This window comes from Ralstonia nicotianae, from assembly GCF_018243235.1.
In the GTDB taxonomy this organism is placed as follows: Bacteria; Pseudomonadota; Gammaproteobacteria; order Burkholderiales; family Burkholderiaceae; genus Ralstonia; species Ralstonia nicotianae.
Map to the genome: position 1 here is coordinate 416583 of NZ_CP046674.1, position 21072 is coordinate 437654.

At 63.4% G+C, this 21072-nt stretch carries 33 protein-coding genes; 31 read left to right on the forward strand and 2 right to left on the reverse strand.

The annotated features are described in order from the left end of the window. Positions 1 to 2: 2 nt before the first annotated feature. The 29 genes from rplD (at position 3) to GO999_RS01965 (ending at position 15993) form a co-directional block, all read left to right on the forward strand. Positions 3 to 623 (forward strand): 50S ribosomal protein L4, encoded by a 621-nt coding sequence (gene rplD / locus GO999_RS01825; protein ID WP_011002916.1) that lies wholly within the window; start codon positions 3 to 5, stop codon positions 621 to 623. Next, complete coding sequence (gene rplW / locus GO999_RS01830) at positions 620 to 934, forward strand: 50S ribosomal protein L23 (protein ID WP_003264114.1); 315 nt, start codon at positions 620 to 622, stop codon at positions 932 to 934. Before rplD ends, rplW begins: the two co-directional genes overlap by 4 nt. Before the next feature lie 2 nt (positions 935 to 936). Beyond that, positions 937 to 1767, forward strand: a complete 831-nt coding sequence (gene rplB / locus GO999_RS01835) for a 50S ribosomal protein L2 (protein ID WP_011002915.1) — start codon at positions 937 to 939, stop codon at positions 1765 to 1767. Positions 1768 to 1789: 22 nt separating this feature from the next. Continuing rightward, positions 1790 to 2065, forward strand: coding sequence for a 30S ribosomal protein S19 (gene rpsS / locus GO999_RS01840; protein WP_011002914.1), 276 nt, complete (start codon positions 1790 to 1792; stop codon positions 2063 to 2065). A 9-nt stretch (positions 2066 to 2074) separates the two neighbouring features. Beyond that, positions 2075 to 2404: a 50S ribosomal protein L22 gene (gene rplV / locus GO999_RS01845; RefSeq protein WP_011002913.1), complete on the forward strand. Its 330-nt coding sequence runs from the start codon at positions 2075 to 2077 to the stop codon at positions 2402 to 2404. A gap of 9 nt (positions 2405 to 2413) precedes the next feature. Then, complete coding sequence (gene rpsC, locus GO999_RS01850; protein WP_011002912.1) at positions 2414 to 3208, forward strand: 30S ribosomal protein S3; 795 nt, start codon at positions 2414 to 2416, stop codon at positions 3206 to 3208. A gap of 2 nt (positions 3209 to 3210) precedes the next feature. Beyond that, positions 3211 to 3627 carry a 50S ribosomal protein L16 gene (gene rplP / locus GO999_RS01855; RefSeq protein ID WP_003264123.1) on the forward strand — a complete coding sequence of 139 codons (417 nt, stop codon included), beginning with the start codon at positions 3211 to 3213 and terminating at the stop codon, positions 3625 to 3627. A gap of 12 nt (positions 3628 to 3639) precedes the next feature. After that, positions 3640 to 3834, forward strand: a complete 195-nt coding sequence (gene rpmC, locus GO999_RS01860) for a 50S ribosomal protein L29 (RefSeq protein ID WP_011002911.1) — start codon at positions 3640 to 3642, stop codon at positions 3832 to 3834. After that, positions 3831 to 4100, forward strand: coding sequence for a 30S ribosomal protein S17 (gene rpsQ / locus GO999_RS01865; RefSeq protein ID WP_011002910.1), 270 nt, complete (start codon positions 3831 to 3833; stop codon positions 4098 to 4100). The genes rpmC and rpsQ overlap by 4 nt, the downstream gene beginning before the upstream one ends. Positions 4101 to 4367: 267 nt before the next feature. Next, complete coding sequence (gene rplN / locus GO999_RS01870) at positions 4368 to 4736, forward strand: 50S ribosomal protein L14 (RefSeq protein ID WP_003264129.1); 369 nt, start codon at positions 4368 to 4370, stop codon at positions 4734 to 4736. Between the two features lie 11 nt (positions 4737 to 4747). Continuing rightward, on the forward strand, positions 4748 to 5056 hold the full coding sequence (gene rplX / locus GO999_RS01875; RefSeq protein WP_011002909.1) for a 50S ribosomal protein L24: 309 nt from the start codon (positions 4748 to 4750) through the stop codon (positions 5054 to 5056). A gap of 26 nt (positions 5057 to 5082) precedes the next feature. Beyond that, positions 5083 to 5625, forward strand: coding sequence for a 50S ribosomal protein L5 (gene rplE, locus GO999_RS01880; protein ID WP_003264131.1), 543 nt, complete (start codon positions 5083 to 5085; stop codon positions 5623 to 5625). A 9-nt stretch (positions 5626 to 5634) separates the two neighbouring features. After that, the gene (gene rpsN, locus GO999_RS01885) at positions 5635 to 5940 is read left to right on the forward strand and encodes a 30S ribosomal protein S14 (protein ID WP_211906508.1); all 306 of its coding nucleotides are present in this window, start codon (positions 5635 to 5637) and stop codon (positions 5938 to 5940) included. Between the two features lie 27 nt (positions 5941 to 5967). After that, positions 5968 to 6363, forward strand: coding sequence for a 30S ribosomal protein S8 (gene rpsH / locus GO999_RS01890; RefSeq protein WP_011002908.1), 396 nt, complete (start codon positions 5968 to 5970; stop codon positions 6361 to 6363). 11 nt (positions 6364 to 6374) lie between these two features. Continuing rightward, complete coding sequence (rplF, locus tag GO999_RS01895) at positions 6375 to 6908, forward strand: 50S ribosomal protein L6 (RefSeq protein WP_011002907.1); 534 nt, start codon at positions 6375 to 6377, stop codon at positions 6906 to 6908. A gap of 11 nt (positions 6909 to 6919) precedes the next feature. Then, on the forward strand, positions 6920 to 7276 hold the full coding sequence (gene rplR, locus GO999_RS01900) for a 50S ribosomal protein L18 (protein ID WP_009241896.1): 357 nt from the start codon (positions 6920 to 6922) through the stop codon (positions 7274 to 7276). A 21-nt stretch (positions 7277 to 7297) separates the two neighbouring features. Next, positions 7298 to 7816: a 30S ribosomal protein S5 gene (gene rpsE, locus GO999_RS01905; protein WP_011002906.1), complete on the forward strand. Its 519-nt coding sequence runs from the start codon at positions 7298 to 7300 to the stop codon at positions 7814 to 7816. Positions 7817 to 7838: 22 nt separating this feature from the next. Continuing rightward, positions 7839 to 8021 carry a 50S ribosomal protein L30 gene (gene rpmD, locus GO999_RS01910; RefSeq protein WP_011002905.1) on the forward strand — a complete coding sequence of 61 codons (183 nt, stop codon included), beginning with the start codon at positions 7839 to 7841 and terminating at the stop codon, positions 8019 to 8021. Between the two features lie 18 nt (positions 8022 to 8039). Next, the gene (rplO, locus tag GO999_RS01915) at positions 8040 to 8471 is read left to right on the forward strand and encodes a 50S ribosomal protein L15 (RefSeq protein ID WP_011002904.1); all 432 of its coding nucleotides are present in this window, start codon (positions 8040 to 8042) and stop codon (positions 8469 to 8471) included. Between the two features lie 56 nt (positions 8472 to 8527). Further along, a complete protein-coding gene (gene secY / locus GO999_RS01920) occupies positions 8528 to 9850 on the forward strand; it encodes a preprotein translocase subunit SecY (RefSeq protein ID WP_016725254.1) in 1323 nt (440 codons plus the stop codon). Positions 9851 to 9879: 29 nt separating this feature from the next. Then, entirely contained in the window at positions 9880 to 10098 is a 219-nt protein-coding gene (gene infA / locus GO999_RS01925; RefSeq protein ID WP_011002902.1) for a translation initiation factor IF-1, read from the forward strand. A 30-nt stretch (positions 10099 to 10128) separates the two neighbouring features. Continuing rightward, a complete protein-coding gene (rpmJ, locus tag GO999_RS01930) occupies positions 10129 to 10245 on the forward strand; it encodes a 50S ribosomal protein L36 (RefSeq protein ID WP_003264141.1) in 117 nt (38 codons plus the stop codon). 21 nt (positions 10246 to 10266) lie between these two features. Next, positions 10267 to 10632 carry a 30S ribosomal protein S13 gene (gene rpsM, locus GO999_RS01935; protein WP_011002901.1) on the forward strand — a complete coding sequence of 122 codons (366 nt, stop codon included), beginning with the start codon at positions 10267 to 10269 and terminating at the stop codon, positions 10630 to 10632. Between the two features lie 25 nt (positions 10633 to 10657). Continuing rightward, positions 10658 to 11059: a 30S ribosomal protein S11 gene (gene rpsK, locus GO999_RS01940; RefSeq protein ID WP_011002900.1), complete on the forward strand. Its 402-nt coding sequence runs from the start codon at positions 10658 to 10660 to the stop codon at positions 11057 to 11059. 205 nt (positions 11060 to 11264) lie between these two features. Continuing rightward, positions 11265 to 11888: a 30S ribosomal protein S4 gene (gene rpsD, locus GO999_RS01945; protein WP_011002899.1), complete on the forward strand. Its 624-nt coding sequence runs from the start codon at positions 11265 to 11267 to the stop codon at positions 11886 to 11888. Between the two features lie 241 nt (positions 11889 to 12129). Then, positions 12130 to 13110 carry a DNA-directed RNA polymerase subunit alpha gene (locus tag GO999_RS01950; RefSeq protein ID WP_011002898.1) on the forward strand — a complete coding sequence of 327 codons (981 nt, stop codon included), beginning with the start codon at positions 12130 to 12132 and terminating at the stop codon, positions 13108 to 13110. 140 nt (positions 13111 to 13250) lie between these two features. Next, entirely contained in the window at positions 13251 to 13649 is a 399-nt protein-coding gene (gene rplQ / locus GO999_RS01955; protein WP_011002897.1) for a 50S ribosomal protein L17, read from the forward strand. 160 nt (positions 13650 to 13809) lie between these two features. Then, positions 13810 to 14148 carry a divalent-cation tolerance protein CutA gene (gene cutA, locus GO999_RS01960; protein WP_019718902.1) on the forward strand — a complete coding sequence of 113 codons (339 nt, stop codon included), beginning with the start codon at positions 13810 to 13812 and terminating at the stop codon, positions 14146 to 14148. Between the two features lie 18 nt (positions 14149 to 14166). Further along, positions 14167 to 15993: a protein-disulfide reductase DsbD gene (locus GO999_RS01965; RefSeq protein WP_211906509.1), complete on the forward strand. Its 1827-nt coding sequence runs from the start codon at positions 14167 to 14169 to the stop codon at positions 15991 to 15993. 6 nt (positions 15994 to 15999) lie between these two features. On the opposite strand, the gene hemB is transcribed toward GO999_RS01965, so the two are convergent. Together hemB and yihA are read right to left on the reverse strand one after the other, a co-directional pair. After that, positions 16000 to 16995, reverse strand: a complete 996-nt coding sequence (gene hemB, locus GO999_RS01970; RefSeq protein ID WP_011002894.1) for a porphobilinogen synthase — start codon at positions 16993 to 16995, stop codon at positions 16000 to 16002. Positions 16996 to 17130: 135 nt separating this feature from the next. After that, positions 17131 to 17835, reverse strand: a complete 705-nt coding sequence (gene yihA, locus GO999_RS01975; RefSeq protein ID WP_016725256.1) for a ribosome biogenesis GTP-binding protein YihA/YsxC — start codon at positions 17833 to 17835, stop codon at positions 17131 to 17133. 283 nt (positions 17836 to 18118) lie between these two features. On the opposite strand from yihA, the gene GO999_RS01980 reads away from it, so the two are divergent. Next, positions 18119 to 18778 (forward strand): c-type cytochrome, encoded by a 660-nt coding sequence (locus GO999_RS01980; RefSeq protein WP_011002892.1) that lies wholly within the window; start codon positions 18119 to 18121, stop codon positions 18776 to 18778. Between the two features lie 106 nt (positions 18779 to 18884). Then, complete coding sequence (gene resB / locus GO999_RS01985; RefSeq protein WP_211906510.1) at positions 18885 to 21068, forward strand: cytochrome c biogenesis protein ResB; 2184 nt, start codon at positions 18885 to 18887, stop codon at positions 21066 to 21068. Positions 21069 to 21072 lie beyond the last annotated feature (4 nt).

Here is a 21072-nt window from a genome sequence, read left to right on the forward strand (position 1 = left end):
GCATGGAACTGAAGCTCCTGCAAGCAGACGGCCAACTCGGCACCGGCGTTTCCGCCTCGCCCGAAGTGTTCGGCCGCGATTACAACGAAGCCCTGGTGCACCAGATCGTTGTCGCTTACCAAGCCAACGCACGCAGCGGCAACCGTAAGCAGAAGGACCGCGAAGAGGTCAAGCACACGACCAAGAAGCCGTGGCGCCAGAAGGGTACGGGCCGCGCCCGTGCGGGTATGAGCTCCTCGCCGCTGTGGCGCGGGGGTGGTCGTATTTTCCCGAACAGCCCGGAAGAGAACTTCTCGCAGAAGGTCAACAAGAAGATGTACCGCGCCGGCATGCGCTCGATTTATTCGCAGCTCGCCCGCGAAGGCCGCATCAATGTCGTCGACAGCCTGTCCGTCGACGCGCCCAAGACCAAGCTGCTGGCCGACAAGTTCCGCGCCATGGGCCTGGATTCGGTGCTCGTGATCACCGATAACCTGGACGAAAACCTCTTCCTGGCATCGCGCAACCTGGCGCACGTGCTGGTGGTTGAGCCGCGTCACGCCGACCCGCTGTCGCTCGTGCACTACAAGAAGGTGCTCGTGACCAAGGCAGCCGTCGCGCAGATCGAGGAGTTGCTGAAATGACGCAAGTTGCCAAGAACGACCATCGCCTGATGCAGGTGCTGCTGTCGCCCGTGGTGTCCGAAAAGGCAACCCTGGTCGCCGACAAGAACGAACAAGTCGTGTTCGAAGTGGCTCGCGACGCCAACAAGGGCGAAGTGAAGGCTGCTGTCGAGCTGCTGTTCAAGGTTGAAGTCGAGTCCGTCCAGATCCTGAACCAGAAGGGCAAGCAAAAGCGCTTTGGTCGCTTCATGGGTCGTCGTGACCACGTGAAGAAGGCCTATGTCTCGCTGAAGCCGGGCCAGGAAATCAATTTTGAAGCGGAGGCCAAGTAATCATGGCACTCGTCAAGACCAAGCCGACATCGCCGGGCCGCCGCTCGATGGTGAAGGTCGTCAATCCCGACCTTCACAAGGGCGCACCGCACGCGCCGCTGCTGGAAAAGCAATTCCAGAAGTCCGGCCGTAACAACAACGGCCACATCACCACCCGTCACAAGGGCGGTGGTCACAAGCATCACTACCGTATCGTCGACTTCAAGCGTAACGACAAGGACGGCATCCCGGCCAAGATCGAACGCCTGGAATACGATCCGAACCGCAGCGCCAACATCGCGCTCGTGCTGTTCGCCGATGGCGAGCGCCGCTACATCATCGCCCCGAAGGGCGCGGTGGTCGGCCAAGCCGTGGCCAACGGCCCGGAAGCGCCGATCAAGGCCGGTAACAACCTGCCGATCCGCAACATCCCGGTCGGTACGACGATTCACTGCGTCGAGATCCTGCCGGGCAAGGGCGCGCAAATCGCCCGTTCGGCTGGCACCTCCGCCGTGCTGCTGGCTCGCGAAGGCATCTACGCTCAAGTGCGCCTGCGCTCGGGTGAAGTCCGCCGCGTGCACATCGAGTGCCGCGCGACCATCGGTGAAGTCGGCAACGAAGAGCACAGCCTGCGCCAAATCGGCAAGGCCGGTGCAACTCGTTGGCGTGGTATTCGCCCGACCGTTCGCGGCGTGGCGATGAACCCGGTGGATCACCCGCACGGTGGTGGTGAAGGCAAGACCGCTGCCGGTCGCGATCCGGTGTCGCCGTGGGGTACCCCGACCAAGGGTTACCGCACCCGTAGTAACAAGCGCACGACCAGCATGATCGTGCAACGCCGTCACAAGCGTTAATCGGTAGGTAGGAGCATAAGATATGACTCGTTCCGCAAAAAAGGGTCCGTTCATTGACGCCCACCTGCTGAAGAAGGTGGAAGCGGCGGCGGGCGGCAAGGACAAGAAGCCCATCAAGACCTGGTCGCGTCGCTCGACCATTCTGCCGGACTTCATCGGTTTGACGATCGCTGTGCACAACGGCCGTCAGCACGTCCCCGTGTATGTCACGGAAAACATGGTTGGCCACAAGCTCGGCGAATTTGCGCTCACGCGCACGTTCAAGGGCCACGCTGCCGACAAGAAAGCGAAGCGATAAGGGGCAATCATGGAAGTTAAAGCGATTCATCGCGGCGCCCGTATCTCCGCACAGAAGACGCGTCTGGTCGCTGACCAGATCCGTGGTCTGCCGATCGAGCGTGCGCTCAACGTTCTGGCGTTCAGCCCGAAGAAGGCTGCTGTCATCGTCAAGAAGGTGGTGGAGTCCGCCATCGCGAACGCCGAGCACAACGAAGGCGCCGACATCGACGAGCTGAAGGTCAAGTCGATCTACATCGACAAGGCCACCTCGCTCAAGCGCTTCACCGCGCGTGCGAAGGGCCGCGGCAACCGCATCGAGAAACAAACCTGTCACATCACTGTGACGCTGGGCAATTAAGGGGTCACGATGGGACAGAAGATTCATCCGACTGGCTTCCGTCTGGCTGTCAGCCGTAACTGGGCTTCGCGTTGGTACGCCAGCAATACCCAGTTTGCGGGCATGCTCAAGGAAGACATCGAAGTTCGCGAGTTTCTGAAGAAGAAGCTGAAGAACGCTTCGGTGGGCCGCGTGGTCATCGAGCGTCCGGCCAAGAATGCACGCATCACCATTTACAGCTCGCGTCCGGGCGTGGTGATCGGCAAGAAGGGCGAGGACATCGAACTGCTGAAGGCTGAGCTGCAGCGTCGCATGGGCGTGCCCGTGCACGTGAACATCGAAGAAATCCGCAAGCCGGAAGTCGATGCGCAGCTGATCGCCGACTCGATCACGCAGCAGCTCGAGCGCCGCATCATGTTCCGCCGCGCCATGAAGCGCGCGATGCAGAACGCGATGCGCCTCGGCGCCCAGGGCATCAAGATCATGAGCTCGGGCCGTCTGAACGGCATCGAAATCGCCCGTACCGAGTGGTATCGCGAAGGCCGTGTGCCCCTGCATACGCTGCGCGCCGACATCGACTACGGCTTCTCCGAAGCGGAAACTACCTACGGCATCATCGGTGTCAAGGTGTGGGTGTACAAGGGCGACCACCTGGGTCGCAACGACGCGCCCGTCGTGGAAGAGCCGCAAGAAGAGCGTCGCAAGCGTCCGGGTCGTCCGGAAGGCCGTCGCCGTGAGGGCGAGGGTCGCCCGGGTGGTCAGCGCCGCGGTGCTGGCGCAGGTGGCCGCCGTTCCGGCGGCGCCGACGCCAAGACTGGAGAATAAACATGCTGCAACCGAAGCGTAGAAAGTATCGCAAGGAGCAGAAGGGCCGCAACACCGGTATCGCAACGCGCGGTAATGCGGTTTCTTTCGGTGAATTCGGCCTGAAGGCGATGGGTCGTGGCCGTCTGACCGCGCGTCAGATCGAGTCGGCCCGTCGTGCGATGACCCGTCACATCAAGCGTGGCGGCCGCATCTGGATTCGGATTTTCCCGGACAAGCCGATCTCGAAGAAGCCGGCCGAAGTCCGTATGGGTAACGGTAAGGGCAACCCCGAGTACTACGTGGCTGAAATTCAGCCGGGCAAGATGCTGTACGAAATGGACGGCGTCGGCGAAGAACTGGCTCGCGAGGCGTTCCGCCTGGCGGCCGCCAAGTTGCCGATCGCGACCAGCTTCGTGGTGCGTCAGGTCGGAACGTAAGGAATACACACCATGAAAGCATCCGAACTGCGCGACAAAGACGTCGCAGGGCTGAACCAGGAGCTCTCCGAGCTGCTGAAGGCCCAATTTGGTCTGCGCATGCAAAAGGCGACGCAACAGCTGCAGAACACCAGCCAGCTGAAGAAGGTGCGTCGTGACATCGCGCGTGTCCGCACTGTGCTGGGCGAGAAAGGGAGCCAGAAATGACTGAAGCCGCAACGTCCCTGAAGCGCACGCTCGTTGGCCGCGTTGTCAGCAGCAAGATGGACAAGACCGTGACGGTCCTGGTCGAGAACCGTGTCAAGCATCCGCTGTACGGCAAGTACGTGGTGCGCTCCAAGAAGTACCATGCGCACGACGAAGCCAACCAGTACAAGGAAGGCGACCGTGTCGAGATCGTGGAATCGCGTCCGATCTCCCGTACCAAGGCCTGGGTGGTGTCGCGTCTGGTGGAAGCCGCACGCGTGATCTAAAACAACAGTCAGGCAGTTTGCTGTTGTAAGACCGAGATTATGTGTTATAGTCTCGGTCTTTCCCTTTGTGGGGGTGGTCGGTCTACCGGGCCAGCCACTCGCGCGGAAGGAATCGAATGGGCCGGGCGGCACGTGTCGTCAGGCAGCTACCGACTTCAAGTTGATCAACCCAATCGCAGCTGGCGCAATGTCAGCGGCTGGCGGGACCAAGACTGATCGCCTCTGTGCATTGTGCGCGCTGGCGAATTAAGTTGGGACGAGAACACCATGATTCAGACAGAAAGCCGGCTCGAAGTGGCCGATAACACGGGTGCGCGTGAAGTGATGTGCATCAAGGTGCTGGGCGGTTCGAAGCGTCGCTACGCTAGCGTTGGCGACATCATCAAGGTCAGCGTCAAGGACGCTGCCCCGCGTGGCCGCGTCAAGAAGGGCGACATCTACAACGCCGTGGTGGTCCGTACCGCCAAGGGCGTGCGCCGTCCTGACGGCTCGCTCATCAAGTTCGACGGCAATGCCGCCGTGCTGCTGAACACCAAGCTTGAGCCGATCGGCACCCGTATCTTCGGGCCGGTCACTCGCGAACTCCGTACCGAGCGCTTCATGAAGATCGTGTCGCTCGCGCCGGAAGTGCTGTAATCGGAGGCCGCATGAACAAGATTCGCAAGGGCGATCGCGTCATCGTTCGCACCGGCAAGGACAAGGGTAAGCAAGGTACCGTGCTGGCCGTGCTCGGCGAGCACGTGACGGTGGAAGGCGTGAACGTTGCCAAGAAGCACGTGCGCCCGAACCCGATGCTGGGTACCACGGGTGGTGTGGTCGACAAGGTCATGCCCATCCATATTTCGAACGTTGCGCTCGTGGATGCCAATGGCAAGCCGTCGCGCGTCGGCATCAAGGTCGAGAACGGCGTGAAGACGCGCGTGCTCAAGACCACCGGTGCCGCCGTCGGTGCTTGATTCTGGGCGATAAAAAGGAGTTGAGCATGACTGCGCGTCTGCAAGAGTTTTACAAAGAGAAGGTCGTAGCGGAACTGATCAAGCAGTTCGGCTACAAGTCCGTGATGGAAGTGCCGCGCATCACCAAGATCACCCTGAACATGGGTCTTGGCGAAGCCGTGAATGACAAGAAGGTCATCGAGCACGCCACCGGCGACCTGACCAAGATCGCTGGCCAGAAGCCCGTCGTGACGAAGGCCCGCAAGGCTATCGCCGGCTTCAAGATTCGCCAGGGTTACCCGATCGGCACGATGGTCACGCTGCGTGGCCAACGCATGTACGAATTCCTGGACCGTTTCATCACCGTGTCGCTGCCGCGCGTGCGCGACTTCCGCGGTGTCTCGGGTCGTGCGTTCGATGGTCGTGGTAACTACAACATCGGTGTGAAGGAACAGATCATCTTCCCCGAAATCGAGTACGACAAGATCGACGCACTTCGTGGCCTGAACATCAGCATCACGACGACCGCGAAGAGCGACGAGGAAGCGAAGGCACTCCTCGCCGCGTTTAAGTTCCCGTTCCGCAATTAAGGGGTTACCGTGGCTAAATTGTCTCTGATCGAACGCGAAAAGAAGCGTGCCAAGCTCGTGGCGAAGTACGCTGAAAAGCGTGCCGCTCTCGAAGCCATCGTGGCCGACCAAAGCAAGTCGGAAGAAGAGCGTTACGAAGCGCGTCTGAAGCTGCAGCAGCTGCCGCGCAACGCCAACCCGACCCGTCAGCGTAATCGCTGTTCGATCACCGGTCGTCCCCGCGGTACGTTCCGTAAGTTCGGCCTGGCGCGCAACAAGCTCCGCGAGATCGCCCTCAAGGGCGAAATCCCGGGTCTGACCAAAGCCAGCTGGTAATTACGCACAGGCTACAGGAGAAACAGTATGAGCATGAGCGATCCGATCGCCGATATGCTGACGCGTATTCGCAACGCGCAAGCGGTGGAAAAAGCGTCGGTGGTCATGCCGTCGTCGAAGCTGAAGGTGGCCATCGCCAAGGTCCTGAAGGACGAAGGCTACATCGACGATTTCGCCGTGACCGAGCAGGGTGGTAAGGCCTCCCTCACGATTGGTCTGAAGTATTACGCCGGCCGTCCGGTCATCGAGCGCCTGGAGCGCGTCTCGAAGCCGGGCCTGCGCGTGTACAAGGGCCGTAACGAAATCCCGCAAGTGATGAACGGCCTGGGCGTCGCGATCATCTCGACCCCGCAAGGTCTGATGACGGACCGCCGTGCGCGCGCGACCGGTGTCGGTGGCGAAGTCATTTGCTATGTCGCCTAAGGGAGGGAAGCATGTCTCGCGTAGGTAAGGCTCCCATCGCACTGCCCAAAGGTGCGGAAGTCAATTTTGCTGGCGGTCTGCTGACCGTCAAGGGCCCGCTGGGCACGTTGACGCAGGCGATCCACAACCTGGTCAAGGTTGTCATCGACAACGGCACGATCACCTTCTCGCCGGCCGATGAGTCGCGTGAAGCGAATGCGCTGCAAGGCACGATGCGCGCGCTGGTGGCCAACATGGTCAAGGGCGTGACGACGGGCTTCGAGCGCAAGCTGACGCTGGTCGGTGTGGGTTATCGTGCTTCGCTCCAGGGTGCCGCCCTGAAGCTGCAGCTCGGTTTTTCGCATGACGTGATCCATGAGATGCCGGAAGGCGTGAAGGCGGAAACGCCGACGCAGACCGAAATCATCATCAAGGGTTCGGACAAGCAGAAAGTTGGTCAGGTCGCCGCCGAAGTGCGTGGCTATCGTCCGCCTGAGCCCTATAAGGGCAAGGGTGTGCGCTACGCCAATGAGCGCGTGATCCTGAAGGAAACCAAGAAGAAGTAAGGGTGCACATCATGAACAAGAATGACTCTCGTTTGCGCCGTGCACGTCAGACCCGCCTGAAGATTGCGGAGCTGAATGTTGCTCGCCTGGCCGTGCACCGTACCAATCTGCACATCTATGCGCAGGTCTTCTCTGAAGACGGCACCAAGGTCCTGGCCTCGGCCTCGACGGCGGAAGCCGAAGTCCGCAAGGAACTGAACGGCAACGGTGGCAACACCGCCGCCGCTACCCTGGTGGGCAAGCGTATCGCCGAAAAGGCGAAGGCTGCCGGCATCGAAGCAGTGGCGTTCGATCGCTCGGGTTTCCGTTATCACGGTCGCGTGAAGGCCCTGGCCGACGCGGCTCGCGAAGCTGGCCTGAAGTTCTAAGCCGGCATAGAGGATATCGTCATGGCAAAAATTCAACCTAAGGTCCAAGGGGACGAGCGCGACGACGGTCTTCGCGAGAAGATGATCGCGGTCAACCGCGTGACCAAGGTGGTCAAGGGCGGCCGGATTCTCGGTTTCGCTGCTCTGACCGTGGTCGGCGACGGCGACGGCCGTATCGGCATGGGCAAGGGCAAGGCGAAGGAAGTGCCCGTGGCCGTGCAGAAGGCAATGGACGAAGCCCGTCGCAAGATGGTCAAGGTCCCGCTGAAGAACGGCACGCTGCAACACGAAGTGATCGGTAAGCACGGCGCCGCAAAGGTGCTGATGGCGCCCGCGAAGGAAGGTACTGGCGTGATCGCCGGCGGCCCGATGCGCGCCATCTTCGAAGTGATGGGTGTGACGAACATCGTGACCAAGTCGCACGGTTCGACCAATCCTTACAACATGGTGCGCGCAACGCTGGACGGCCTGCGCAAGATGAGCACCCCGGCCGAAATCGCTGCCAAGCGCGGTAAGTCGGTCGAAGAGATCCTCGGCTAAGCCGAAGGGATAGGTGAACGATATGTCGCAGAAAATCGTGAAAGTCCAACTCGTGCGCAGCCTGATCGGTACGCGCGAAGACCACCGCGCTACGGTGCGCGGCCTGGGCCTGCGCCGCCTGAACTCGGTGTCCGAGCTGCAGGACACGCCCGCAGTGCGCGGCATGATCAACAAGGTGTCCTACCTGGTCAAGGTCATCGGCTAAGGCAAGACGGAGAAGAACATGCAACTGAATAACCTGAAGCCGGCAGCCGGCTCCAAGCACGCCAAGCGCCGCGTCGGTCGCGGTATCGGCTCGGGCTTGGGCAAGACGGCTGGTCGTGGTCACAAGGGTCAGAAGTCGCGTTCGGGTGGTTTCCACAAGGTCGGCTTTGAAGGTGGCCAAATGCCCCTGCATCGTCGTCTGCCGAAGCGTGGTTTCACTTCGCTGACCAAGGAATTCACCGCGGAAGTGCGCCTGGGCGACCTGGCGGGCCTGCCGGTCGCTGAAATCGACCTGCTGACCCTGAAGCAAGCCGGTCTGGTGGGCGAGCTGGTCAAGAGCGCCAAGGTGATCCTGTCGGGCTCGATCGACAAGAAGGTGACCCTGAAGGGCCTGGGCGCGACGGCTGGGGCGAAGGCCGCAATCGAAGCGGCTGGTGGCTCGCTGGCGTAAAGCCTGCTGTTTGACACTGTCGGAGCATCCGTTTGGCCACGGCGAAACCTAATGTGATGGCGCAGGCCAAGAACACGGCCAAGTACGGCGATCTTCGCCGTCGGCTGGTGTTCTTGGTCCTGGCACTGCTGGTGTACCGGATCGGCGCGCACATCCCTGTGCCTGGCATCGATCCGGACCAACTGGCGCAGCTTTTCCAACGGCAGTCGGGTGGCATCCTCGGGATGTTCAACCTGTTCTCCGGCGGCGCGCTCTCGCGCTTCACGGTATTTGCGCTGGGGATCATGCCGTATATCTCGGCATCGATCATCATGCAGCTGCTGACGATCGTGTTGCCGCAGCTGGAGTCGCTGAAGAAGGAAGGGCAGGCTGGCCAGCGCAAGATTACGCAATACACGCGCTACGGTACGGTCGTCCTGGCGACTTTCCAGGCGCTGGGCATCGCGGTGGCGCTTGAGGCGCAGCCTGGTCTGGTGCTGGACCCGGGCCTGATGTTCCGGGCGACGGCCGTGATCACGCTGGTGACGGGCACGATGTTCCTGATGTGGCTGGGTGAGCAGATCACCGAGCGTGGTCTGGGCAACGGCATCTCGATCATCATCTTTGGCGGGATCGCAGCAGGGTTGCCCAACGCCATCGGCGGGCTGTTCGAACTGGTGCGCACGGGGTCGATGGGAATTTTCTCCGCGATTCTGGTGGTGGCGATCATTGGCGCGGTGACGTTCCTGGTGGTGTTCATTGAACGCGGCCAGCGCAAGATCCTCGTCAACTATGCCAAGCGGCAGGTCGGTAACAAGATCTATGGCGGTCAGTCGTCGCATCTGCCGCTGAAGTTGAACATGGCTGGGGTGATTCCGCCGATCTTCGCATCGTCGATCATTCTGTTCCCGGCCACGATCGCGGGCTGGTTCACTGCCGGCAACTCGACGAATCCGGTTGCACGGTTCGTCAAGGATCTGGCGTCGACGCTGTCGCCGGGCCAGCCGGTGTACATCCTGCTGTATGCGGCGGCAATCATCTTCTTCTGCTTCTTCTACACCGCGCTGGTCTATAACAGCCGCGAAGTGGCGGATAACCTGAAGAAGAGTGGGGCGTTCATTCCGGGGATCCGTCCGGGTGAGCAAACCACGCGGTATATCGACAAGATTCTGGTGCGTCTGACCCTGGCTGGTGCGATTTACATCACGCTGGTGTGTCTGTTGCCGGAGTTCTTGGTACTGCGCTGGAACGTGCCGTTCTACTTCGGTGGAACGTCGCTGCTGATCATCGTGGTTGTCACGATGGACTTCATGGCGCAGGTGCAGTCGTACGTGATGTCTCAGCAGTACGAGTCTTTGATGAAGAAGGCGAATTTCAAGGGCAACCTGACGCTCCGTTAGCTAGGGCGATCGCACGAAGCTGAAGAGACATGGCTAAAGACGACGTGATCCAGATGCAGGGCGAGGTGCAGGAAAACCTCCCCAACGCGACGTTCCGCGTCAAACTGGAAAACGGCCATGTAGTGTTGGGCCATATTTCCGGCAAGATGCGTATGCATTACATCCGCATCTTGCCCGGGGACAAGGTGACGGTCGAATTGACCCCGTATGATCTGTCCCGCGCGCGCATCGTATTCCGGGCGAAGTGAGCGGACTGGAATTGAAGGAAGAGGAAAATCATGAAAGTGCTGGCTTCTGTTAAGCGCATTTGCCGCAACTGCAAAATCATCAAGCGCAAGGGCGTGGTGCGTGTGATCTGCTCGTCGGACCCGCGTCATAAGCAGCGCCAAGGCTAATTTCGCAAAGAGGATTGACGAATGGCACGTATCGCAGGGGTCAACATCCCCAACCACAAACATACCGTGATTGGCCTGACGGCGATCTACGGTATTGGCCGCTCGCGCGCTCGGAAGATTTGCGAGGCTACTGGCATTCCGACCGACAAGAAGGTCAAGGACCTGACGGACCCGGATCAGGACGCGCTGCGTAAGGAAATCGAGAAGTTCCTCGTCGAAGGCGATCTGCGCCGTGAAACGACGATGAACATCAAGCGCCTGATGGATCTGGGTTGCTACCGCGGCGTGCGCCATCGCAAGGGCCTGCCGCTGCGCGGTCAGCGCACGCGCACGAATGCCCGCACCCGCAAGGGTCCGCGCAAGGCCGGCGTCGCGCTCAAGAAGTAATCCCGTCGGGTAAAGGATAGGAACTATGGCAAAAGCAGCGAATACCGCCGCCCAGCGCGCGCGCAAGAAGGTTCGCAAGAACGTCGCCGACGGCATCGCGCACGTTCACGCGTCGTTCAACAACACGATCATCACCATCACCGATCGCCAGGGCAACGCCCTGTCGTGGGCGACGTCGGGCGGCCAGGGCTTCAAGGGCTCGCGCAAGTCGACGCCGTTCGCCGCGCAGGTTGCGGCCGAGAGCGCCGGCCGTGTGGCTCAGGATCAAGGCATCAAGAACCTGGAAGTGCGCATCAAGGGCCCGGGCCCGGGTCGCGAGTCGGCTGTCCGCGCCCTGAACAACCTGGGTATCAAGATTCAGGTGATCGAGGATGTGACGCCGGTGCCGCACAACGGCTGCCGTCCGCCGAAGCGCCGCCGCATCTAAGCGGCTCGGCCGGCCGCGCTGGGTTGCTGGCGAGGTCGGTCTGCGGGTGATATACTCACCTGCTAACCTGTCTTCCGGGTTTTCCGGAAGGCGGGTTTCGTCATTTTCATAAGTCCACTGTTCGCCGCGGTCCGTTTGTGGGATCGGCTGGCGGACCATCCGGGGCGTCGAGCGTCGCGGATGACTGATAACGAAGGAACGCAACGTGGCACGCTATACCGGCCCCAAGGCGAAACTGTCTCGCCGCGAAGGTACTGATCTTTTCCTGAAGAGCGCACGTCGCTCGCTCGCCGACAAGTGCAAGCTGGACAGCAAGCCTGGTCAGCATGGCCGCACTTCCGGTGCTCGCACGTCCGACTACGGCAACCAGCTGCGTGAAAAGCAGAAGGTCAAGCGCATCTACGGCGTGCTGGAGCGTCAGTTCCGCCGCTATTTCGCTGAAGCCGATCGCCGCAAGGGCAATACCGGCGAAAACCTGTTGCAGCTGCTGGAATCCCGCCTGGACAACGTCGTCTATCGCATGGGCTTCGGTTCGACCCGTGCAGAAGCGCGCCAACTGGTGTCGCACAAGGCGATCCTGGTGAACGGCCAAGCTCTGAACGTGCCGTCGGCCCAGATCAAGTCTGGTGACGTGGTTGCCATCCGCGAAAAGTCGAAGAAGCAGGTTCGCATCGCCGAGTCGCTGTCGCTGGCCGAGCAGACGGGTTTCCCGGGCTGGGTTGCCGTGGACGCCAAGAAGATGGAAGGCACCTTCAAGCAGGCGCCGGATCGTGGCGACATCGCAGGCGACATCAACGAAAGCCTGATCGTCGAACTGTATTCGCGTTAATGACGAGGCCCGTGCCGCCTGGCGCGGGCATCGGATGCGCCTTTTGGGGACGTTCATCGTCAACGACATCGTGGTTGTGCGCCGGCTGTGTCTTGGCGCTGAACCAATCCGAATCGTCACGTGCCGCAACGCGTTTGCGGCACGCGCGTCTTCCGTCGCGCAGTATGCGGCGGATTCTTTCCAGTCCAATCCGTCAGCCTTATCGGTGTAACGAGCCGAGGGTATTGAAACAGGACAACCTATGCAAACAGCACTCCTGAAGCCCAAAATTATTGCGGTTGAGCCGCTTGGCGATCATCACGCGAAGGTCGTCATGGAACCGTTCGAGCGGGGCTACGGCCATACGCTCGGCAACGCGCTGCGCCGCGTGCTGCTGTCGTCGATGGTTGGCTATGCGCCGACCGAAGTGACGATCGCTGGGGTCGTCCACGAATATTCCACCATCGATGGCGTGCAGGAAGACGTCGTCAACCTGCTGCTGAACCTGAAAGGCGTGGTGTTCAAGCTGCACAACCGTGACGAGGTCACGGTGTCGCTGCGCAAGGAAGGCGAAGGTGTGGTCACCGCGGCGGACATCGAGCTGCCGCACGATGTCGAGATCATCAATCCGGGCCATGTCATCGCCAGCCTGTCGGCCGGTGGCAAGCTGGATATGCAGATCAAGGTCGAGCAAGGCCGCGGCTACGTGCCGGGCAACGTGCGCAAGTTCGGCGACGAGTCGAGCAAGGTGATCGGCCGCATCGTGCTGGACGCCTCGTTCGCGCCGGTGCGCCGCGTGTCGTATGCCGTCGAGTCCGCGCGCGTCGAGCAGCGTACCGACCTCGACAAGCTGGTGATGAACATCGAGACCAACGGCGTGATCTCGCCCGAGGAAGCGATCCGCCAGTCGGCGCGCATCCTGGTCGACCAGCTGTCGGTGTTCGCAGCGCTGGAAGGAACCGAGAGCGCTGCCGAAGCCGCTGCCGCCCGTGCACCGCAGATCGATCCGATCCTGCTGCGCCCGGTCGACGACCTGGAGCTGACCGTTCGCTCGGCGAACTGCCTGAAGGCCGAAAATATTTACTATATTGGCGACCTGATCCAGCGCACCGAGAACGAGCTGCTCAAGACCCCGAACCTGGGTCGCAAGTCGCTCAACGAGATCAAGGAAGTCCTCGCTTCGCGTGGCCTGACGCTCGGCATGAAGCTCGAGAACTGGCCGCCCGCAGGCCTGGAGAAGTAAGAAGCAGTTTGCTGGCCGGTGCGTGTGCATCGGCCGGTTTTCCCGCCGCTGCGGTTGGGCGGCATATCGAAGGCTACCGGCCCGCGCTGTGAATCACGGCGATAGAAGAGCTGGTCAAACACTCTGAAGAAGGAATCATCATGCGTCACCGTCATGGTCTGCGGAAACTGAACCGCACCTCTGCGCACCGTCTCGCAATGCTGCGCAACATGTCCAACTCGCTGTTCCAGCACGAGCTGATCAAGACCACCCTGCCGAAGGCCAAGGAGCTGCGCAAGGTTGTCGAGCCGCTGATCACGCTGGCCAAGAAGGACACCGTCGCCAACCGCCGCCTGGCGTTCGCCCGCCTGCGCGACCGCGATATGGTCACCAAGCTGTTCACCGAACTGGGCCCGCGCTACGCGACCCGTCCGGGCGGCTACACCCGTATCCTGAAGTTCGGCTTCCGTCAGGGCGACAATGCGCCGATGGCGCTGGTCGAGCTGGTCGACCGTCCGGAAGTCGCCGAGGCCGTGGAAGCCGAAGCCGCTGCCGAGTAAGGTTGAGCGAGTCTGCGGTGCGGCGGGTCGTCGCGGCGCAGACCTCGGAAAGATGCGCGCGAGGGTGCGCATTACAATGAAGCCAGGATTCACGTCCTGGCTTTTTTGTTGTCCGTTGGCGGGCGGGGGGCGTCCGGCCCGATGCGAACGAGGAGCTTGCATGTCATCCGAAACCGACGTCCTGCTGGTGCTGACCAACCTGCCCGACGCCGACAGCGCGGACCGTGTCACCAAGGTCGTGCTGGAATCCCGCGCCGCGGCGTGTGTCAATCGCATGCCGGCGTGTGCATCGGCGTATTGGTGGAACGGCGCCATCGAGCATGCGGTGGAGATTCCGCTACTGATCAAGACCACCCGGGCGGCGTATCCTGGGCTGGAGGCAGCGCTTCGGCGTGCTCATCCGTATGAAGTGCCCGAGATCCTTGCCGTGCCGGTCGCGGCCGGGTTGCCTGCCTATCTGGCGTGGGTGGCCGGGGAGACCGGCCGGTCTACTGTTTGATGTCTGATTGCCGCTGATATGACGCTGTCTGCATTCCTGCCTCTGCGCCGTTTGCTGCAACTGGGGCTGCTGCTGGTCGCCATGGCGACCCTCGCCCTGCCTGCCCGCGCCGCGGATGATTTTCTGCCGCCCGAACAGGCGTTCCGCTTTTCGGCGGTGCAGATCGACGGGCAGACCGTGGAGGTGAAATTCGCGATTGCCGATGGCTACTACATGTACCGTGAGCGGCTCGCTGTCGCGGCGGATCCCGCCACCGTCACGTTCGCGCCGCTGGAACTGCCTCCGGGCAAAGTCAAATTCGACGAGACCTTCAACAAGGATGTCGAGACGTATCGCCATGCGCTCGTGTTTCGCGTGAAGGCGCGGGAGGCGGCCAGCCCGTTCTCGCTGATCGTCACTTCGCAGGGCTGCGCGGATCAGGGCGTGTGCTACCCGCCGATGAAGAGCCGCTTCCGGGTCGAACCGGCGGCAGCGTCCCTGGCACCGCCGGCGGCGCCGCTTGAGGCTGCCGGATCGAGCGACGCGCTGGGCGGCCGCATCGCAAGCACGCTCGGCGGCGGCAATCTGGGGGCGATTGCCGTACTGTTCTTGGGGCTCGGTCTGTTGCTGACCTTTACGCCGTGCGTGCTGCCGATGCTGCCGATCCTGTCGGCCATCGTGGTCGGCGAGCATGCGACGCGGATGCGCGCGGCGGCGGTGTCGGTAGCCTATGTGCTGGGGATGGCGGTGGTGTATACGGCGGTCGGCGTGGCGGCCGGCCTGGCGGGGCAGGGCCTGCAGGCGGCTCTGCAGAACGCCTGGGTGCTGGGGGCATTTGCGGCGCTGATGGTGGTGCTGTCGCTGGCGATGTTCGGACTGTACGAGCTGCAGCTGCCGGCTGCTTGGCGCCACCGCCTGACGCAGGCTTCCAACCGGCTGAGCGGGGGGCAGGTGGCCGGGGCGGCTGTCATGGGGGCGCTGTCGGCGCTGATTGTCTCGCCGTGCGTGACGCCGGCGCTGGCGGGGGCGCTGGCCTATATCGCGCAGACGGGCAACGCGATGGTGGGCGGCGCGGCGCTGTTCTCCATGTCCATCGGGATGGGGGTGCCGCTGGTGCTCGTCGGCGTGGGCGCGGGCAATCTGCTGCCGCGCGCCGGCTATTGGCTGGTGGTCACCAAGGCCATCTTCGGGTTCATTCTGCTGGGCGTGGCCTTGTGGATCGTGCAGCCGGTGCTGCCGGCCTGGCTGGCGATGGTTGCCTGGGCCGTGCTGCTGATTGCGGCGGCCGTGTTTCTGCGCACCTTCGATTCCCTGCCCGCCGATGCCGGGCCGCTGCCGCGCCTGGGCAAGGTGGTTGGCGTGGTGCTGGCTCTGGCGGGGGCCGTGCAACTGGTGGGCGTGGCAGCGGGCGGGCGCGATCCGCTGCAGCCGCTGGCGGGGGTGATGCGCGCATCGGCGGGCGCTCAGCCGGATGCCCGCGGCGTGGTGTTCCAGCGCGTGAAAAGCGTATCGGAAGTCGATGAGGCGGTTCGTGCCGCCACCGCAACCGGCCGCCCGGTGATGCTCGATTTCTACGCGGACTGGTGCGTCAGCTGCAAGGAGATGGAGCGCCTGACCTTCACGGACGCGCGGGTCCGTGCCGCGCTTGCCGATGTCGTGCTCCTGCAAGCCGACGTGACGGCCGATGGTGCCGATGATCGCGCGCTGCTCAAGCGCTTCAGCCTGTTTGGTCCGCCCGCCACGATCTTCTTCGACGCGCGGGGCAACCAGGCGCCGGTGCGCGTGGTCGGCTTCGAGCGCGCCGAGACCTTCCTGGCCAGCCTGCGCCGCGCGCTGGGCACGGCGCAGGCCAAGCCCTCGACCTGAGCCGGGTCAGCCGCGCAGCAGCCGCGCAGCGTCCAGCGCGAAGTAGGTCAGGATGCCGTTGGCACCGGCGCGCTTGAAGGCCAGCAGCGACTCCAGCACGACCTTGTCGTGGTCCAGCCAGCCGTTCTGGGCGGCAGCCTTGAGCATCGCGTACTCGCCGCTGACCTGGTAGACGTAGGTCGGGAAACGGAACTCGTCCTTCACGCGGCGCACGATGTCGAGGTACGGCATGCCCGGCTTGACCATCACCATGTCGGCGCCCTCGGCGATGTCGAGGGCCACTTCGCGCAGCGCCTCGTCGGAGTTGGCCGGGTCCATCTGGTAGGTCATCTTGTTGCCCTTGCCCAGGTTGGCCGCCGAGCCCACCGCGTCGCGGAACGGGCCGTAGAACGCCGACGCATACTTGGCCGCGTAGGCCATGATGCGTGTGTAGATGTGGTCGTCGTTCTCCAGCGCCAGGCGGATCGCGCCGATGCGGCCGTCCATCATGTCCGACGGCGCGACGATGTCCACCCCGGCCTCGGCCTGCACCAGCGCCTGGCGCGTCAGGATCTCGACCGTTTCTTCGTTGAGCACGTAGCCGGCATCGTCGAGCACGCCGTCCTGGCCATGGCTGGTGTACGGGTCGAGCGCCACGTCGGTGAGGATGCCGAGTTCCGGAAAGCGCGCCTTGAGCGCCTTGACCGCGCGGGGGATCAGCCCATCGGCGTTGGTGGCTTCGATGCCGTCCGGCGTCTTCAGGCTCGGCTCGATGACGGGGAAGAGCGCCAGCACGGGAATCCCGAGCTGCACGCATTGCTCGGCCACGCCCAGCAGCACGTCGACGGAGACGCGCTCGACGCCCGGCATCGACGGCACGGCCTGGCGTACGTTGGTGCCTTCCAGGATGAAGACCGGATAGATCAGGTCGTCGGCCGTCAGGCGCGATTCGCGCATCATCCGGCGGGAGAAGTCGTCGCGGCGCATGCGACGCGGGCGGTGGTCGGGGAAGCTTGCGATCATGGCTGACACACAGTGTGTAGTTTGAAAACTTTTGCGACGATTGTCCGTCCTATGCACGGACACCGCAGCGGCCCTTTCCTTGCGGTGTCCCCCGCGACGCCTCCCTGACGCGGGCCCCATCGACGGCTCGATGGGTCATTCCCCCCGTTGCGCGTCTGGCGACGGGGTTTTTTTTGCCGGCTCGGCGTCAGGCGACGGCGGCATGGCCTCGGGCAGGCACAGCCATCCCGCCACAGCGCGCTGCGCCTCTTCGATGCCGCGGCGCTTCAGGCTCGAGAACAGCTGCACCGTCAGCGACACCTCGCCTTCGATCTGCGCCTGGTACCCGGCCAGCACCTTGCGGGCCGACATCAGCGCGCGCGAGGCATCGTTGTTGGTCAGCTTGTCGGCCTTCGTGAGCAGCACGTGGATCGGCTTGCCCGTGGGCAGGAACCACTCGACCATCTGGCAATCGAGATCGGTGAATGGCCGGCGCGCGTCCATCATGATGACGAGGCCGGCCAGCTGCGAGCGGGTCTGGATGTAGTCGCCCAGCAGATGTTCCCAGTGCGATTTGGCTTCGCCGGGCACTTGGGCGTAGCCATAGCCGGGCAGGTCAACCAGGAAGCCGAGCGGATCCAGCGCCTTCGCCGGCATCACCGAGAAGTAGTTGATGTGCTGCGTGCGGCCGGGCGTCTTGCTGGAGAAGGCCAGCCGCTTCTGGTTGCACAGCACGTTGATCGCGGTGGACTTGCCGGCGTTGGAGCGGCCGGCGAACGCGACTTCCGGCACGGCGGTGGCCGGCAGATCGCGCAAATGGTTGACGGTGGTAAAGAAACGAGCTTGATGCAGGAGCGACATGCGCGGCAATGCCTGTAAACTGCGGTCGTAGACTGCGGTGGGTTGCTGCGCCGCGAGGTCGCACCGCAGGGGCTTTATTGTACAATACGGCGGTTTACGGACGTCCCCACAGACCGTCTGGCGGACCGTTCCCGCATGTCTTCCACATGCTGGCCCGGTCCGTTTTCATGCAGCAGGTGGTCTGGCAAGGAGGGGGATGCCCTGGCGTCGCCCTGGGGTCCGGCATGCGCGGCGCAACGCAGCATTCAGCAGCATTCGAAAACAATCTAGACAAGGTGTGCGAATGATCCGCATCGCGAACGTTCTTGCTGTCGCAGCGCTGTCCCTGGCATCGGCCCTCCCGCTGGCCCATGCCGAAGAGCCGAAGGTCGCCAAAGCCGATGCCGCGCGCGGCGAGACGCTCTTCAACACCGGAGTCCCCGCCAACGGCGTGCCCGCCTGCACCAGCTGCCACGGCCCCGGCGGCAACAGCACGGCGAACGCCAACCCGAAGCTGGCCGGCCAGCACGCGGCATACATCGAGAAGCAGCTGAAGGATTTCAAGGCCAAGACCGAGCGCAACCAGCCGGTGATGTCGCTGTACGCAGGCGCGCTGTCCGACCAGGACATGAAGGACATCGGCGCCTACATCGCCAAGCAACCGGCCTGGAAGCCGAGCTCGGCCAAGAACAAGGACACCATCGAACTCGGCCAGAAGCTGTACCGCGGCGGTGATGCCAAGCGCGGCATCGCGGCTTGCGCGGGCTGCCACGGCCCGGCCGGGGCCGGTATTCCGGCGCAGTATCCGCGCATCGGTGGCCAGTTCGCCGAGTACACCGAGGCGCAGCTGGTCGCGTTCCAGAACGGCAGCCGCAGCAACAGCGTTCAGATGCACGATCTGGCCGGGCGCATGACGGCGCTGCAGATCAAGGCCGTGGCCGACTACATCGCCGGCCTGCGCTGATCCGCCGCACCGGGCCGTCCTGTGGCGGCCCGGCAATCAACAAGAAGAGCAGGGTGGCAATGCGTTCGGCATCGCCACCCTGTTTTCGTTTCTGAACAGGCATTGCATGTCTTCGGTTTCCACTTCCGGCGTCCGGATCCGCTCACGGCGCCGTGCCCTGCGCGAGGCGGTCGAGTTGCTGTCGTCGATGCGCTTTGCGATCAGCCTGCTGACGGTGATCGCCATTGCCAGCGTGATCGGCACCGTGCTCAAGCAGAACGAGCCGTACCCGAACTACGTCAACCAGTTCGGGCCGTTCTGGGCGGACGTGTTCCGCGCGCTGACGCTGCCGACGGTGTACAGCGCGTGGTGGTTCCTGCTGATCCTGGCGTTCCTGGTCGTGTCGACCTCGTTGTGCATCCTGCGCAATGCGCCCAAGATGCTGGCCGATATGCGCGCCTGGCGCGAGCATGTGCGCGAGGGCAGCCTGCGCGCGTTCCACCACAGGGATGAATTCGATGTGCCGGCGGATGCCGCCGCGGTCACGGCGCGCCTGGCAGCGCTTGCACAGAACCGCGGCTTCCGCATCCGTGCCTTCGCGCGCGACGGCGGGGCCACGCTCATCGCCGCCAAGGCAGGCGCTGGCAACAAGATCGGCTACATCCTGGCGCACACTGCCATCGTGATCATCTGCATCGGCGGGCTGCTGGATGGCGACATGATGATCCGCCTGCAGATGTGGTTCGGCGGCAAGTCGCCGATCCGGGGCAACGCGGTCATCAGCGAGATCGGTCCGGAGCACCGGCTGCCGGCGTCCAACCCGGGCTTTCGGGGCAATGCCTTCGTGCCGGAGGGCGCGACTGTCGGCACGGCGATCCTGAACATTGGGGATGGGGCCCTGATCCAGGATCTGCCGTTCTCCGTCATGCTCAGGAAGTTCACCGTCGAGCATTACTCGACCGGCATGCCCAAGCTGTTCGCCAGCGACATCGTCGTGACCGACCGCAGCACCGGCAAGCAGACCGCCGCGCGGGTCGAGGTCAACAAGCCCTTCGTCTACGACGGCGTGGCGATCTACCAGTCGAGCTTCGAGGATGGCGGCTCCAGGCTCAAGCTGACGGGCTTTCCGATGCGCGGGGCGGATGCGAAGCCGTTCGCGCTGTCCGGCACGGTCGGCGAGAACACCCGGCTGACCGGCGCCGGTGCCGACTATACCGTCGAGTTCACCGACTTCCGCCTGATGAACATCGAGACCGTCACCGATGCGTCGGGCAAGCGGGATGCGCGCGGCGTCGGCACGGGTGGTGGCGATACCGGCCTGCGCGCCGAGCTCGGCAACGCCAAGCGGATGACGCGCGAGCGCGATCTGCGCAACGTCGGGCCTTCGGTGCAGTACAAGCTGCGCGACGCCAACGGCCAGGCGCGCGAGTTCAGCAATTACATGCTGCCGGTCACGCTCGAAGGGCAGTCGGTCTTCCTCGCCGGTGTGCGCACGCAGCCGGACGAGCCGTTCCGCTACCTGCGCATCCCCGCCGATGCGCTGGGCTCGGTCAACGACTGGATGCGCCTGCGGGCCGCGCTGCAGAGCTCGGCCATGCGTGGGGAGGCGGCGCGCCGCTTCGCGATGCTGTCGATGCCCGGCGATGATCGCGCGGTGTTGCGCGCGCAGCTGGCCGAAAGTGCTCGCCGCGCGCTCGACCTGTTCGCCGGCGCAACCGACATCAAGGGCGCGCCGGCGGAGGGGCCGGGCGGCTTTGCCGCGGTCGCCGGCTTCCTGCAGAAATCGGTGCCCGAGGGCGAGCGCGAAAAGGCCGCCGATGTGCTGATGAAGATCATCAATAGCGCGATGTGGGAGCTGTGGCAACTGGCCCGGGCGCAGGACGGCCTCGCCGCCCCCGCCGTCGACGCCGCCGGCAGTCAGTGGCTGCAGACGGCCATCAACTCGCTGTCGGACAGCTTTTTCTACGGTGCGCCGGTGTACCTGCAGTTGGTTGATTTCCAGCAAGTGCAGGCCAGCGTGTTCCAGCTCACCCGTGCGCCGGGCAAGAACATCGTGTATCTTGGGTCGTTGCTGCTGGTGCTGGGTGTGTTCTCGATGTTCTACGTACGGGAGCGCCGCTGGTGGCTGTGGATCCGCCCGCAAGCCGACGGATCCGCGCAGGGGGCACACGTGCTGACAGCCATGTCGACCACACGCCGCACGCTCGACTTCGACCGCGAGTTCGAGCGCCTCAAGCAGGATGTCCGCGCCGCAGCCGGCGCGCCCGGCGCCGCCACCGCAGCGGCCGCCGAACAACCGCCAACGAAGTGAGCAG